This is a genomic window from Mycobacterium sp. (assembly GCF_035499775.1).
In the GTDB taxonomy this organism is placed as follows: Bacteria; Actinomycetota; Actinomycetes; order Mycobacteriales; family Mycobacteriaceae; genus Mycobacterium.
In genome coordinates this window covers 1-14,783 of record NZ_DATJYB010000056.1, presented here as the reverse complement: position 1 = coordinate 14,783, position 14,783 = coordinate 1, and the positions used below count along the sequence as shown (strand labels likewise).

Here is a 14,783-nt window from a genome sequence, read left to right as displayed (position 1 = left end):
ACGAGCCGCACAAGATCGCGCCCGCCAGCAGATCGCCGTGGTTCTGTATGTGGGATTGGGTCAGCCCCGAGCCCATGCTGTGCCCGAAAGCGATCAGCGGCAGGCCGTCATGCTCGGTGCGAATGATGTGAGCGAGCTGCTTGAGATCGGCGGTCATATCGGCCCACGCATTGATACCCGCCTGCCCCAACCTGCCGGGAGGGGCCGTGTGGCCGTGCCCGCGCAGGTCGATGCCGTAGCAAACACAGCCCTCGGCGGCAAGAAACTGGGCGAACCGGTCGTATCGCCCACTGTGTTCGCCGACGCCGTGAGTGATCTGTACCGTGGCACGCGGGCGGATCCCGCACGGTGGCGACCACTTGCGAACGAAAATCGGTGCTTGATCAACCTCCGACACAAAGGTGAAGGTGTCGGTCGCGGTGGGCTTCGTGGTGGTCATGCATCGAGTATCAGACCCATGCCGACGTGACTGGTTGTTTCTCCGAGACAAGTTTGTCGCCGGGCAAGGCATCGAGAACAATCAACACGCCATCCACGACGTTGTTAAGCGGCGCATCGAAGTTGTCGGTTGTAATCCCGATGCTCGGCTGTTCACCGGCCCGACACCGGTTGCCGCCGGGGTGCGGTCGGCCAGCCTGTCCAACAGCGGCCAGATCTGCAACGCGTTGACTCGTGTTCTAGTGGCCCGAGCGACGCCACGACGAGTACGTCGACGCGCTCGCATCTGAAATGACCCACGTTCATTCCGGCGACCCAAGCAATCCCGACACCCAGATCGGCCCTCTTGTCTTCCATTGCCAACAGCAGCGCGTCCGCGACTACATCCAGGTCGGTCCACGCGAAGGCGCGCGACTGGTCGTCGGCGCACCAAGGAGGACCGTTCGGGGGTGGTGCTTCGGCGGAGGGGCCGTAAGGGCCCGGCCCGTCGACCTGTAGGGACGCCAAGAACGTCTGTGCGGCTTCGTAGGCATCGGCGACGAGCATGTCGGCGTGGTCGAAGTCGAGGGGCGACACCCGGTGCACCGCCGGCACGGGCAGTCTTGGAAGACACCCCTGGATTGCCGGTCTAAGCTGCGGCTATTGCGACGCTAGTGATCGCCGCCGTCGGGTTGTACTGCCCGGAATACGGCCACGAACCGTACTGAGGAGGAGAATCATCAAAGTGAAACTGGACGCGATGTCGCTGACCTCCGCGGCCATCGCGGTTGCGATTTGGGTTGTGGTTATCTGGACAGCCATCGCGGCGATCGTCGCACACATTTAGTCCCTTCAACACAGGACGCCTCGGCCATCGCGGAGGGATCACCCGCTTACCGCCGTGCAGGCAGTCGCCGGGCCGGGCAGGTGGACGACGGGCACCTCGGCGGCGAGCGCTTCAAGCGCCGGCTGTGACCGCATGGTGATGATCGCGGTGAACAGCAGCGCCTCGGCCCACGTTGGAGGTTCACGTCTGGCGCGGTTTTCGTACACAGTGATCGGCAGTTCCCCGGGCGCGGCTGGACGATCTTCTTCGGTGTCATCAGCATCATCGCGAGCATCGTTGTGCTTGCCTACCCGTTCGACTCGATCGTCACGCTGGCTCTCGTGGTCGGCATCTGGCTGATCATCCTCGGCGTGGCGGAGATCATCTCCGGGTTCACCGCCCGCAGCGATGCCAAGAAGCTCGAGAAGATCACGCACCCCTCCGCCTCCTGATTGCGTGACAACTCTACCGGTCGAACTGCGCGCCAAACCCTGGTAACGGGATGACGAATTTGAGCCTGTGTCTCACTGAATCGGCGGCGAGATATCCCGACGCCGCCGCGCTGCGGTGCGACGGCGCGACCACGACATATTCGTCGCTGGCCCTGGACGTCGCGCGGTTCGCCGACTACCTCATCGACGGCGGCTTGGAACCCGGTGATCGGGTCGGCATGATGCTGCGCGACCGGCCCGAATTCGCGGGTGTTCTACGCGGTGTTGTGCGCGGGCGGGGTCGCGGTGCCGATGAACCCGTCCCTCAGCGCCCGTGCGGTGGAGTTCCACGTGACGATCACCGGGGCGAGGATACTGTTGTTCAGCGGTCGACGTCCGGTCGCAACGAGCATCGCCGCCCTGACCGCGGGAACGCAACCGGTTCGCGTCGGTAAACGTGGGATCGCACGGCTAACTGCGGGTTTCGCCGGCCGCGCCGAGCCGGTGAGTCGCGCCGAAGGCGACGCCGCGGTCATCCTGCACACGCCCGGCACGACCGGTGTTCCCGCCGGCGCCCAGCTCACCCACGGCGACCTCGCCAGTAACCAGGCCGTCGTCGCGCGCAGCCTGCTGGGCCTGGGGGCCGGCGACGTCGTGATGGGATGTCTACCGGTGTTGAGCCATTCGGCATGACATGTGGCCTGCTGGCGTCCATCTCGACGGGCGCCACCCTGCTGCTGGTACCGCGGTACGACTCGCGACGTGCACTGGAAATGATTGCGACCGAACAGGTGACGGTGTTCGAAGGGGTGCCTTCGATGTTTACCTCGATGCTGACTGCGGCCGACCACTCTGGGCTGGATTTCAGTTCGCTGCGCACGTGCATCGCCGCCGGCGCGGCGATGCCAGCCGATGTGCGCCGCCGGTTTGAGAACAGATTCGGCTGCACCGTGTTGGAGGAATACGGACTGTCGGAGACCTCGCCCGTGGCGTGCCTCACCCATCCCGACGACACCCGCAGGGTCGGGTCGCTCGGCAGGCCGATTGATGGCGTCGAGATATGCGTGGTCGACGACAAGGGTTGCGAAGTCCCGGTCGGCGTTGCTGGGGAGATTCAGATCCGGGGCCACAACGTGATGAAGGGCTACTCGAACCTGCCCGAGGCCACCGAGCCCGACCTTTCCGAGGGCTGGTTGGCTACCGGCGACACCGGAAGAGTAGATGTGGACGGCCACTTCTTCCTCGTCGACAGCAAGAAGACCTAGCCACGGGTCGATGACGAGGCGCCCGGTGTCGCCGCCAATAACCGCCCCCCGGCCAATGGGGCATCCTGCGTCGTCAGCGTGGTGACCCTGGTTGGCCGCGGTGGTTCCACGGTCGCCGACGCTACTGGATGGTATTAGCGGTGATGAAGGGTGTGTCCAGCGCCGAGGCGATTGGCGCGGCCGCCCACGTTGCCGGGCACCTGTGATCCCAAAATCGTGCCAAGCTCCGCGCCGCGTGATCCACGAACCAACACCTCGAAGAGAGGTCCGAGTTATTTGCCTACGTCGGGCTGACAGTGTCTGTTTCAGGCCATCGCTGACAGTTGTCTCGGGACATAGTTGGCACGTCCGCTGGCGAAAAGCTCGGTAATCAGAACCCGACAGCCAAAATCGACCCCTAACCACCCATTCGCGTTGAGTCTGTGGCGCTGCCCAGCGGCACGTCGGCGTGACGCTTGAATCCGAATCGCCTTGTGATCCGAACGGCCGTTGCGCAAGGGCAGCTTCTCGTGGCGAGAAGGAGTGCCAACGCTGAGCCATGAAAATGACTCTGAGTGTCAATGACCATATAGAAGTCCCCGATTTTGGCCGGGAAATGTCCCCACTCCTGTGCGGGTGATTGGCTAACTCAGGGGGTGCCGCAGGCGATGAGCATACGGGACTTGCGGGCGCCTGGCGGGCGTATGATGGCTAGATTCTGTTGGGCGCGAATCCATTCCAGACTGGCCAGATAATCGAAGCTGGCTTGGGTGATCGTGGATCCGGTGAGATCGAACCCATCGAGGGGGCTTGGCCACGGGGAACGCGGCGGCCTTGAGCCGGTTGGCGGTGTTGGAAGCATCCCGAGCGGCGATCTCGGCCTCCACGGGCGTGCGTAGCACTTCCTCGGGGGTCCAGCGCTGGGTCTTGGCGACTTGCAGGAGTTCGGCGGCCTTGCGGCGCACGGTGGTCAACTTCAACCGGCGCAAGGCGGTATCGAGATCGGCGGCCAGCGGTGCCTGCGATTTGGGGGCCACGGGCCGTGCGTTGGTGGCGGCGGTCATGACGCGGTCCCGTCGCACCGACCAGGAAGTCTTGGGCCCCGTGCCCGAGGGCGCAGAACGCCGGTACTGGGAAACGCCCGCAAGGTCAACACCAAGGGCGAGACCGTCACAATCGACCCCAACAGGCCTCTGGCAGAAGCGAATTGGGCCAAGCAATGGCTCGGCCGCGTCACCCAGGGCCTTGCCCAACGGCTACTGCGGGCTGCCGATCCAAACGACGTGTCCGCACGCCGATGCTGCCTGACATGTCCGATGTTCGTGACAACGACCGAATTTCTGCCACCGCACCGCGACCACCGCCAGCAGGTACTGCAGATCATCTCCGGTGCCAACGCCCGTGGGCACCAACTGGGTCGAGATGAAGTAGTAGGTCCTCGGCAACCTCGACAATCATCACCGCACTCGAAAACGAGATCGACACAACGGAATCCGCGGATGGGTGCTGAAAATTGCCGGCACATCATCGCCGCACCACGGCAACGCCATGAACTCGCCCGCGCTAAAGCGATCCAGGCACGGCGCGGACCCAGAAAACGACGGCGCCGTGATCACAATCGATACCGTCGCCCGATCAGCCAGAGTGTCGCGATCCTGACTCTGCGCCCAACCCGACATCCGCGCCGAGATCGAACGCCTCCGCGCCACCAGCCCCAGGGCCCCAGCCATACCGACCCCGTCCCGGCAACGCAGCTCGGACGCTTGGCAACTGAAACGGTTGGAAGCCGCGCACCACTGCAACGGAGACTCTGCGACGAAAACGACGCGCTGCGTCGACAACTCGCGGAGGTCCTCGGCCAACTCCGCGCTGTTAGCCGTAACCCTTCATAGAGTGTGCAGGACAGCTACCAAGCGTAGTGTCTCTGGCCGCCGGTTCGTTTTCGTACCCGGTGAGCCGTGAGGTGACACCATATTAAGGGCCGTGAGGTGACACCATATTAAGGTGAGTGATGCTCGGCTGCCCTGCAGCGGAGACGGCGACGTCCGCCCGCAGGGTGAGGCGTCGATTGATGAATTGCTGGATCGCGCGGTGACGGCGATTAACCGTGGTGACCGTGCGGTTGCGACGGCGCTAGCGGGGCAGGTATTGGCCACTGACCGCGACAACACCGAGGCCGAGGACTTGCTGGCAGCCGCTCCAGCTGTGGACGGTGAGATCCGGCGGTTGACGATTTTGTTCGCCGACTTAGTGGATTCCACGGCGTTATCCACTCGGGTCGAACCCGAGACTTATCGACTGCTGGTGGGCCGCTACCGCGAACTGGTGCTGAAGATCGTGGACCGCTATGAGGGGCATATCGGCTCCACTAAAGGCGACGGGCTACTGGTGGTGTTCGGTCACCCGATCGCGCACGAAAACGATGTGCGCCGCGCGGTGCAGTCCGGACTGGAGATCACGCGGGACGTGCAGCGGCTCAGTGAACAGGCGCAGCGCCAGCTCGGCGTGGACATCACGGTGCGCGTTGGGGTTCATCGCGGCCTCGTATATCTGGACACCGCCCAAGATGACGTGTACGGCTTAGCGGCGAATCTGGCCGCACGGGTGTCGGGACTCGCCCCGCCAGGGAGGGTGGTCGTCTCCGGCGCGGTCGAGTCGCTGGTCCGCAAGCATTTCGACTTAGAGGATCGGCCCGCCGCGCCGGTGAAAGGTGTAGAGGGATTGATCGCCCATTACCGAGTGGTGGGTGAGCGGACTGGGTCCTCGCGGGTGGGGCGTGGTCCGTTGGTGGGCCGAGAGCGCGAGACGTCACATCTCGAACGGAGCTGGGTGCGCGCCCAGGCAGGCACGCTCAGTGCGCCGGGGCTCGTCTTTCGGGGTGAAGCCGGGATCGGCAAGAGCCGACTGGCGGCCGCCGCCGCGCATATCGCGGAACGCTCGGGCGCGGCCGTGCTCGAATTGGCCGGGTCACCCTTCCACACGGATGTGGGTCTACACCCAGTGCGGGCCCTGATCGAACGTCGATGCGGCATTGACCGCTCCACCGAGATGACCGAGCGGTTGCGCTTGTTACACAACGAGATTGGCGCCTGCGGTCTCGATCCCGCAACCACCGTGCCATTGTTGGCGCCGGTGCTGGGCATCGCATCGGAGCACGGCTACCCACCGGTGCCCGCCGAAGGTCGTAAATTGCAGGAGCTGATCGCCGCGGCGGTGCATGAGTATCTGCACGCCTGTCTTGGTGACGCATCGGCCCTGGTCGTTGCCGACGATGCGCACTGGTTCGACCCGTCGACCTTCAACGTGCTGGGTGCGCTGCTCGACGCGGATCCGGGCAAGTTGCTCGTCGTCATTACTGGCCGGCCCGGGGGATGGCTATCCGAGGCTTGGCCGGTCAAAGTGTTCGACCTGGCACCGTTGACCGATGAGCAAACCGCCGAACTCATCGCCGCACTAAACCCCACGATCAGTGCCGAGCAGAAGGCGGCGGTGCATGCCCGCTGCGACGGGATTCCCTTCTACATCGAACAGATCGTGGCCGGACTCGATAATCACAGCGGTGATGAGCCTTCGGTTCCCGAGGCGCTGTATGAGCCGCTGTTCGCCAGGCTGCGCACCAGTGCGAACGTGGTCCCGGTGGTCGAGGCGGCCGCTGTCATCGGCCGACACGTCGAGCGGGGCTTGCTGACCGCGGTGTCCGCTCTCAGCGCCGACGAGGTCGACGACGCCATCGACGAACTCGAACGCGCCCTCGTGCTCGAGCCATGCGGAGTCGACCGATGGCGGTTCCGCCACGAGTTGCTGCGCGAGGTCGGCCTCGAACTCGCACCACTGAGCGTCCGACGCGAACTGCACGCTCGGGTAGCCGACGTGCTCGTCGACGATGCGGCCGGTGGCCAACCCGACTGGCGCGTCGTCGCCGGCCATTACGAACGCGCCGAACGGTACGCCGCGGCTGCGTCGGCCTACCAGCAGGCGGCAACCGACGCCGGGCGCCGCGGCGCCGTGGCGGAGGCGCGTGATTACCTCACACACGCACTGGCCGGACTTGATAGGACCGCACCCGGAGTGGACCGCGACCGCCAAGAGCGGGCCTTGCGGCTACAACGCGGTTTCTTCGCCGCCGCAGCCGAGGGCACCGGATGCCAGGCCGCGGCCGCCGACTTCGAACGCTGTCTAGAGCTGTGCGGCACGGACCTGTGCGACGACGAATTTGTCGCCACGCTCATCGCGGTCGCGGGGTATTACTTCACCCGGGGAGATCTGCGCCGTACCGCTCAGGTGTTCGAGTCGTTACGCGCCGCGCCAGAGGTAGGCCGACCGTTTTTCCGCACCGTCGTCGAAGCAATCCTGGCGATATTGGCGTGGTTCCGCGGGGATATGGACGCCGGCCGACGTCGCGTCGAGGAGGCGATCGGCGACTTCGCTGCGTCGGACGGCGAGGAGATCTACCTGGCGTGGTGGTTCATACCTGCGGATCCCTTCGCGCTGGCGTTCCAAGTCCTGGGGTTGGATTGCCTTGTTCATGGTGATCTGGCCGGCGCGCAAGCACAGCTCTCCCGCGCGGCGGCCAGGGCCGATCGCCTCGGCTTTCCGCAGGGCCCCTGGAGCCGTGCCTACGCGGGCTTCTTCCAGGCCTGGGCGTGCATCGAGGCAGGCCAGCTCGAAGACGCCGCCACGCTCGCGGCTGATGCGATCGAATGGTCCGATCGTTACGGCATCGATGGATGGCGACTGATGTGCGCCGCCGAGCAGGTGGCTGCGGGCGCGCTGACGTCATTGGCGCAGGCAACAAGCGCCGACCGTCCTGCTTTGTTGGCGCACGTCGCCACCATCACCGAGTCGCTTGACGAGGCCTGGCGCATCTCTGGAATCGTTATCTACCGGGGCTTCCTAGAGTGCATACGAGCTCGATTGATCATCGCCGCCGGAGAATGCGACGACGCGCGCCGCATCCTCGACGACGCGCTGCAAAGGGCTGACGACAGCGACGAACACTACTACGACGCCGAACTGCTGCGGATTCGCGCCCACACCCTCGCCGATCTCGACGCACGCACAAGAGGGTTGGCGGACGCCGCCGCGTTGGCCCGCCGCCAGGGCGCGTTCTTGTTCGAACTGCGCGCGGCGCTCGACGATTTCGAGTCGCGTGGCGAGTTGGCGCGTGCCGCACTCATCGACGCGGTCAACCGAATGCCGGCCGACAGCACCATGCCCGAAGTGGCGCGGGCCCGCCGCATTCTCACGTGAGCCCTCGGCCGGAATCATTCCGAATCGATAACAGTCGGCCCTGTCGAAAGCCGCCACCATGCAGACGTAAACAGCGACGACGACATCGTGCCCGACACACGGCCGCTGGCCAAAGCCTCGGATAACGTACGGCATCGCCGACGCGACGGGTGCGCCGCGTTCGGTGTCAAAGAGCGTGAAGCACCTCTGTTTACGGCATTTTCACGCTGCGGATCGTGGTCGGCGCGGTTACAGCGCTCGCGCACGGCAACCTCATCGCCCTCGTCATCAACGCCCAGGTACTGAACGGGCTCATCACCCCGATGCTGCTCACCTATGTGCTGATCCTGGCCAACCGGTCGAACGTGCTGGGCATGGCGAAGAACGGCCTCACCTTCAAAGCGGTCGCCACCGCATGCGTCGCCGTGGTCGACATCCTCTCGTTCGTCGTCCTGCTCGAAACCGTCTTCGGCCTCGGCCGACAACTTCGGGCGGCTCGCCCCACACCCGCCGACGCACCTGACCGTCGCCGAGCCCCACGAGCTGGGCAGATCGGCACGAACACGACTCCCGCGGTCGTCCCTCGCCGATGACGTCCCGCGTATGATCGCCCGGATCCGGGGTCGTTGCTGGAAACTCAGGTGACCACACGGGTGCCCATTCGGTACGGCCGGATGCTGGCCTCGCCGTTCTCCTTTTACCTGTCAGGCGAACGCGCTCTGCCCGGTGATGTGCCTGCCGACGATGAGGGACTGGATCTCAGCAGTCCCTTCGTAGGTGACCAGCGCCTCCATATCGCAAAGGTGGCGCATGACATGGAAGTCGAGCGTGACACCGTTGCCACCCAACACGTCGCGGGCCAGTCGACACACGTTGCGGCCTTTGACCGTGCAGTAGTACTTGGCGAGTGCGGCCATCGTCTCTTCGACCTTGCCATCGTCGATGAGCCGGCCCATACGGATGCTGTACAGCTGCATCGCGGTAAGGTCGCCAAGCATCTCCACCAGCACCGACTGGATCATCTGGGTCCTGGCGATCGGCCTGCCGAACTGCTTGCGCCGCAACGAGTAGTTCAACGCGATTTCGTAGGCTGCGACGGCGTGCCCGGTTGCGGACCACGCGACGAAATTGCGGGTACCGGCGAGCACCTTGCCAACGTCTTTGAAGCTGTTGCAATTCTGCAACCGGGCATCTTCGGACACGCGGCAATTCGTGAGGGTGATGTCCGCGTTCTGCACGATCCGCAGCGACATCTTGCCGCCGATCTTGGTCGCCGCGTAGCCGGGGTTCTCCTTCTCCACGACGAACGCCTTGACTTGGTTGTCTGAGGTGTCGCGGGCGTACACGACGATGATGTCGCACCACACGGCATTGCCCGGCCAACGCTTGCGACCGTTGAGCACCCATTCATCGCCCTGCCGCTCAGCGCTGGCCTCGAGGATGACGGCGTCGGAGCCGTGGTCGGGCTCGCTCAGGGCGAACGCGCCGATCTTTTCCAGGCGCGCCATCGCCGGGAGGTAGTGCTCCCGCTGCTCCTCGGAACCGAGGATGTTGATCGACTGCATCGCCAGCCCGAGATGCACACCGAAGAACGTGGATATGCTCCCGTCGATGCGGGACAGCTCGTAGTTGACGAGTCCGTTGGCGACGGCGGTCATTGGTGTGCACCCGTGGTCGCCTAGGTTGTAGTCGCCGACAATGTTCAGCGCGCCGAGTTTCGGAACCAGCTCGAACGGGAATTCGCCGCGCTCCCAGTAGTCGTTGACGATCGGCAGGATCTCGGCCTCGCCGAACGCGCGGACCTTGGCCATGACCTCCTTTTCTTGGTCGGTCAGCTGTTCCCTCATCAGGAAGTAGTCCGTCCCCCGGGCACGGGCGATGTCCTCGACGAGCGCGGCGGTTGTCGGATCGGCGTCCTTGGCCGAACGTGTCTCAAACGAGCTGAACGGTATTGGCATCGTTGTCATAGTCGTTCTCCGGGTGTGCGTAGGAGGGTTTCTTCTTTCGCGGCTGTTAAGGGCATGTGCTAATAGAGGAATGACTCATGGCCTTTCTCCCGGTTCGGTCAGGAATTGCTCGATGACAGGCGCGAGCTCTGGCGCGTTGTGCACCAGGTCGATATGGCCGCCGGAGTGCAGATGCAGCCGCGAATGAGGCAGCAACGCATTCAGAATGCGGGCGTTGATGGTCGGGATGATCGGGTCGTCGGTGCCCTGCACGATCAAGGTTTGCTGCCGCACGGCGGGCAGCGCAAACAGGCTGGTCCACACCGCGCCGGCGAGCAGTTGATGCAGGTAGCCCATCTTCGATCCGGCGTGCAACTGCCGCACGAACAGTTGCGCCACGTCTTCACCATGCGCGCGGACGGTGCCACCGTAGAGCTCCCCGGCAATGGTGGCGGCGTAGTTAGGATCCGAGAATCTGCGCGGGGTAATCATTTTCGCCAGAATCCTGGGGTGGGCCGGCACCATGATCGCGCCGGTGCCGGTCGCCACCAGCACCAGGCGCCGGCACCGGCGCGGATTCTGAAAGGCGAACTGCTGCGCCAGGCCGCCACCCCAGGACAGCCCGAGCACATCCACCACGCCGATCCCAAGCTTGGACAACAGCCGGCCCAGTACCCAGGCAAGGTAGGGAAGTCCGTACGGCAACGGCGATGTGGGTGATCCGCCGGTGCCCGGGACGTCGAATCTGACTACCGTGCAATCCAACTGCTCCACCAACGGATCGAGCACTTCCAGGCTGGCACCGATGCCGTTGCACAGCACCAGCGGCACGCCGCTTCCGTGGCGCACATTGACTCGGATGCGCTGCCCGCCGACGTTGACGTAACTTTCCTCGCCAATCGCGCTGGGCGCTGCCGCCGTGAAGTTCCTGCGACGTTGCGCGCTGCTAGGCATGGCTCACTTCTCCATCACGTAGGTGCCAGGTGCCGGACCGAGCGGCGGAAGGTCTTCCCCACCAAGGGCTTTCGGAGCGTCGACCTCCGGACCGCTGCGTTCGGCGAGCCAGGCCACGTAGTCTGGCCACCAGGAGTCGGCGAGCTTTTCCGCTGAGCTGAGCCACTGGTCTGGATCTTCGGCGTCGACCGGACCCTTCCGGAATGAAGCTTTCGGGTTACCGGGCGGGTTGACCAGCGCCGCGATGTGACCGCTGCTGGACAACACGTAGCGGTTGTCCTTGCTGCCGAGCAGGCGTGCGCTGCGATAGGTGGCTTGCCACGGGGAGATGTGGTCGTTGACGCCGCCGACGACGTAGGCGTCGGCGGTGAACTTGGACAGGTCGACCGGGGTGCCGAGCATGCTGACACCGCCGGGGGTGACTAGCGCGTTTCGCAGCCCCATCAGCACCATGTCGCGGTGCAGTGCGGCGGTCATTCGGGTGGTGTCGGCGTTCCAGAACAATAGATCGAACGCGGCGGGCTTACGGCCCTGCACGTAGTTGTTCACCACATACCGCCACACCAGGTCGGTGGGCCGCAGCCAGGCGAACATCTCCGCCATATCGCGGCCGTCGAGGAAGCCCTTGGCGCCCGAAACGCGGATTGCCGCCTGTGCCGCGCGTTCGCTCATTGCGGCAGCAGCGAACCCGGCTCGGGTCTCGTCCAGGATGGTGACCGCCAGGTTGAGACCCGCGACCCGGTCGCCCTCGCCGATCTCGGCGAGGTGGGCCGCCACCATCGCCGCGAGGATGCCGCCCGAGCAGGTGGCCAACAGGTGGGTGCGGTCGGTCCCGGCGATTTTCTGCACCGCGTCCATTGCCTCGATGATCGCTCCGCCGTAGGCATCAAAGCCCCAATCCTTGTGGCGTGCTTGCGGATTGCGCCACGAAATCACGAAGACCTGCTGGCCTTGCTGGACGAAGTACTCGATCATGCTGCGTCCGGGCGCGATGTCCATGATGTAGTACTTGTTGATCACCGGCGGCACCATGAGCAACGGAACCGTCTGCACCTTGTCCGTCTGCGGGACGTACTGGATCAATTCGAACATCGAGGTTTGCAGCACCACCGCCCCCTTGGTGAGAGCCACTGTCTCCCCCACCACGTAGGCGTCGGGCTCGACCATCGCCGGCACGCGAGGCTTCGAAAGCATGTCTCGGGCAAAGGCTCTCATGCCCCGTATCGCGCTCAGACCGCCGGTGTCGATCAGCGCCTTCCAGCCCAGCGGACTGATCAGCGGGTTGTTGCTGGGCGCCAGGCCCTCCACAAAGTTGTCTATGACGAATTGCATCTTCTCGTTGTCGCGCCAATCCAACTCGGCGTCGTCGAGCAGCCCCTCAGCGGTCTCGGCACCTGCCAGATAGGCCTGCATGATTCGGTGCAGCAGCGGATTCTCTTGCCACGCAGGATCGCTGAAGCGCTTGTCGGCGCGTGCCGGAGCGCGGTGCGACTTGCCCACGGCGATATTGCCGAGTTCACGGGTCAGCGTGCCAACCCGGTCGGCCACCGCGCCGGGGTGCTGTGCGAGGTTGCCGGCGAAGCGGGCCCAGGTGGCGTTCGGCATCATTCGGCTGGCGAATGGTTTCGTGGCGCTGGTGAGCAGCAGGTCGAGCGGTGCAGCCAGCTCGTCAACTTTGGACGTAGAGCTCGAGGGAGTTGCCATGGTTATCGTGTCCTTTCAGTTGTAGGAACGTTGATATAGCGCTTCTGGACGTTGCCGGTGGGACCCTTGGGCAGTGTGTCGATGAGCCAGACCTCGCGCGGATATTGCAAGCTCCCACCCGGTCCTTGACGTAGTCGTGCAGCTCTTCCGGGAGAAAAGGGCGTCCGCCGCCGACGCGGCCCAGATTGCCGTGCGTGAACGTCGCACCCTTAGGCCTGCCACCTCGATTCAATGAGTTGGCGCTCATGATGGGCACAATGTGCCTCCCGGAAATCTGCTGGTTATGCGTAGTCCATGGTCATCTTGCCCCTTTTGCATCCATCCGCACCATGTCCCGAGCGAACGGAAAAGAATCTTCACGACGCGGTGCAGTAAGGAGGAGCAGGTTTCACTGTCACCGCCGGTGACGATGCCGCCGGAACTCATGTTTGGAGGAAGGCCTCGATCTTGGGCCCGAGTCGGGGCGCGGATGTGAGTAGGTCGACGTGGCCACCGGGGTGTCGCAGTATCTCCGCGTTCGGCAAGAGCCGCTGCATGATCCGCGCATTGACAAAGGGAATAAGGGGATCATCCGTGCCGGCCACGATGAGCGCGGGTTGCCGGGTGAGCCGCAGCGTGAACGCGCTTGTCCATACTGATCCGGCGAGCAACTGGTAGACGTAGCCTCGTGCGGTCGCCGGAGAGCGATGGTAATTGAGCAGGGCGGCCACGGAGGCGTTGCTTGCGTCGGCGTCGCCACCGTAGATCGTGGCGGCGATACTCGCCATGTATTCCGGGTCGTTGAATCGACGCGGTGTCACCATTTTGAGCAACACGTCCGGTTTAGCCGGGACCATGACCACGCCCATCGACGTTGCGGCCAGCACGACCCGTCGACACCGCCGGGGATTATGCAGCGCGAACTGCTGGGCCAGCGCTCCACCCCACGAGTAGCCCAGGACGTCCACCCGCTCATACCCAAGCTGGTCGAGCATCCTGCCAACCGCTCGGGCAAGCGACGGAAACGTGTATGGCCGCGTTGGCAGCGGTGATTCCCCGGCGCCGGGAACGTCGAACCTGACCACCGTACGGGCGGGCGCCAAGTGCTCGACCAGAGGATCGAGCACCTCGAGGGTTGACCCGATCCCGTTGCACATCACCAACGGGATCCCCTGACCCTCGCGAACCCTGACCCGAAGCCGCACGTCCCGCCGGCCGAGGCGGACTACCACCATTCGGTCGGACATCGCGGTCCGGGCATCACCGGTAGAGGACGAGAGACTCTGCGACACAGACCGGTTTGGTCGCCGCATCGGATTCAAAGCGGACATTGAACACAACCTCGATTCCCGAAGGTTTCTGCTGCGCGGAGGCAAGGCCCACCGCGGCAAGGACATTGGATCCGACCGGCACCGGTGCCGGGAATCGGACCTTGTTGAGCCCATAGTTCAGCGCGGCTTGCATGTCGTCGATCTGCAGCACGTCTGCCACCACCTTGGGCGTCAGCGACAAGGTGAGAAAACCGTGCGCCACGGTTCCCCCAAACGGCCCAGACGCGGCGCGCTGTGGATCCGTGTGGATCCACTGGTGATCGCCGGTGGCATCGGCGAACTTATCCACCTGCGCCTGAGTGACTTTCGTCCATTCCGTGACGCCCAATTCCGCTACGACGAGCGCAGGCAATTCGTCTAGGCTCTTGATATGTTTGGCCATTTCACCTCGCAGACATGTCGGCTCATGCAATTCGGTTGGCGCACTTCACTTCTCGCTGACATACGATCCGGGCGCCCGCATTAGCGGCGGCAAGGCCGATGCACCCAGTGCTTTCGGGGCCTTGCGTTCGGGTCCGCTTCGCTTGGCCAGCCACGCCACGTAATCAGGCCACCATGAATCCTGGTGCTGTTCGGCGATTTCCAGCCATTCCTCGGCACTCTCGATGTCCGGCGGTCCGAATCGATACGATGCGCGTGGGTTTCCGGGCGGATTGACCAGCGAGGCGATGTGGCCGCTGGTGGACAGCACGAACCGAATCTCACCACCAAGCAACCGAGCA

The 14,783-nt window shown here is 64.3% G+C and carries 12 protein-coding genes and 3 pseudogenes; 6 read left to right on the top strand and 9 right to left on the bottom strand.

The annotated features are described in order from the left end of the window. On the bottom strand, nt 1–439 hold a 439-nt coding region (locus tag VML93_RS03505; protein WP_325607723.1), incomplete at its 3' end, for an alpha/beta hydrolase. A 160-nt stretch (nt 440–599) separates the two neighbouring features. Here VML93_RS03505 and VML93_RS03500 point away from each other — a divergent pair. Further along, a pseudogene (locus VML93_RS03500) lies at nt 600–891 on the top strand (aldehyde dehydrogenase family protein); the annotation flags it as partial. Between the two features lie 411 nt (nt 892–1,302). Here the strand turns inward: VML93_RS03500 and VML93_RS03495 are convergent. Further along, the gene (locus tag VML93_RS03495) at nt 1,303–1,470 is read right to left on the bottom strand and encodes a hypothetical protein (protein ID WP_325607721.1); all 168 of its coding nucleotides are present in this window, start codon (nt 1,468–1,470) and stop codon (nt 1,303–1,305) included. Between the two features lie 33 nt (nt 1,471–1,503). On the opposite strand from VML93_RS03495, the gene VML93_RS03490 reads away from it, so the two are divergent. The 3 genes and pseudogenes from VML93_RS03490 (at nt 1,504) to VML93_RS03480 (ending at nt 2,939) form a co-directional block, all read left to right on the top strand. Then, nucleotides 1,504–1,695, top strand: a complete 192-nt coding sequence (locus VML93_RS03490) for a DUF308 domain-containing protein (RefSeq protein WP_414686270.1) — start codon at nt 1,504–1,506, stop codon at nt 1,693–1,695. A 50-nt stretch (nt 1,696–1,745) separates the two neighbouring features. Further along, nucleotides 1,746–2,367 (top strand): annotated as a pseudogene (locus tag VML93_RS03485) (AMP-binding protein). After that, nucleotides 2,337–2,939 carry an AMP-binding protein gene (locus VML93_RS03480; protein WP_325607717.1) on the top strand — a complete coding sequence of 201 codons (603 nt, stop codon included), beginning with the start codon at nt 2,337–2,339 and terminating at the stop codon, nt 2,937–2,939. Before VML93_RS03485 ends, VML93_RS03480 begins: the two are co-directional and overlap by 31 nt. Nucleotides 2,940–3,562: 623 nt before the next feature. On the opposite strand, the gene VML93_RS03475 is transcribed toward VML93_RS03480, so the two are convergent. Further along, on the bottom strand, nt 3,563–3,982 hold the full coding sequence (locus tag VML93_RS03475) for a hypothetical protein (protein WP_325607715.1): 420 nt from the start codon (nt 3,980–3,982) through the stop codon (nt 3,563–3,565). A 940-nt stretch (nt 3,983–4,922) separates the two neighbouring features. Between VML93_RS03475 and VML93_RS03465 the strand changes: the two genes are divergently transcribed. After that, nucleotides 4,923–8,168: an ATP-binding protein gene (locus tag VML93_RS03465; protein ID WP_325607713.1), complete on the top strand. Its 3,246-nt coding sequence runs from the start codon at nt 4,923–4,925 to the stop codon at nt 8,166–8,168. 215 nt (nt 8,169–8,383) lie between these two features. Continuing rightward, nucleotides 8,384–8,740 (top strand): hypothetical protein, encoded by a 357-nt coding sequence (locus tag VML93_RS03460; protein WP_325607711.1) that lies wholly within the window; start codon nt 8,384–8,386, stop codon nt 8,738–8,740. 111 nt (nt 8,741–8,851) lie between these two features. Here the strand turns inward: VML93_RS03460 and VML93_RS03455 are convergent, their stop codons facing one another. The 6 genes and pseudogenes from VML93_RS03455 to VML93_RS03430 form a co-directional block, all read right to left on the bottom strand. Beyond that, nucleotides 8,852–10,105, bottom strand: coding sequence for an acyl-CoA dehydrogenase family protein (locus VML93_RS03455; RefSeq protein WP_325607709.1), 1,254 nt, complete (start codon nt 10,103–10,105; stop codon nt 8,852–8,854). A gap of 84 nt (nt 10,106–10,189) precedes the next feature. Further along, nucleotides 10,190–11,047, bottom strand: coding sequence for an alpha/beta fold hydrolase (locus VML93_RS03450; RefSeq protein ID WP_325607707.1), 858 nt, complete (start codon nt 11,045–11,047; stop codon nt 10,190–10,192). 3 nt (nt 11,048–11,050) lie between these two features. Next, nucleotides 11,051–12,751 carry a PHA/PHB synthase family protein gene (locus tag VML93_RS03445; RefSeq protein WP_325607705.1) on the bottom strand — a complete coding sequence of 567 codons (1,701 nt, stop codon included), beginning with the start codon at nt 12,749–12,751 and terminating at the stop codon, nt 11,051–11,053. A gap of 422 nt (nt 12,752–13,173) precedes the next feature. Further along, nucleotides 13,174–13,977: an alpha/beta fold hydrolase gene (locus tag VML93_RS03440; RefSeq protein ID WP_325607703.1), complete on the bottom strand. Its 804-nt coding sequence runs from the start codon at nt 13,975–13,977 to the stop codon at nt 13,174–13,176. A 13-nt stretch (nt 13,978–13,990) separates the two neighbouring features. Next, complete coding sequence (locus tag VML93_RS03435; protein WP_325607701.1) at nt 13,991–14,443, bottom strand: MaoC family dehydratase; 453 nt, start codon at nt 14,441–14,443, stop codon at nt 13,991–13,993. Between the two features lie 45 nt (nt 14,444–14,488). Continuing rightward, nucleotides 14,489–14,783, bottom strand: a pseudogene (locus tag VML93_RS03430) (poly(3-hydroxyalkanoate) polymerase); the annotation flags it as partial.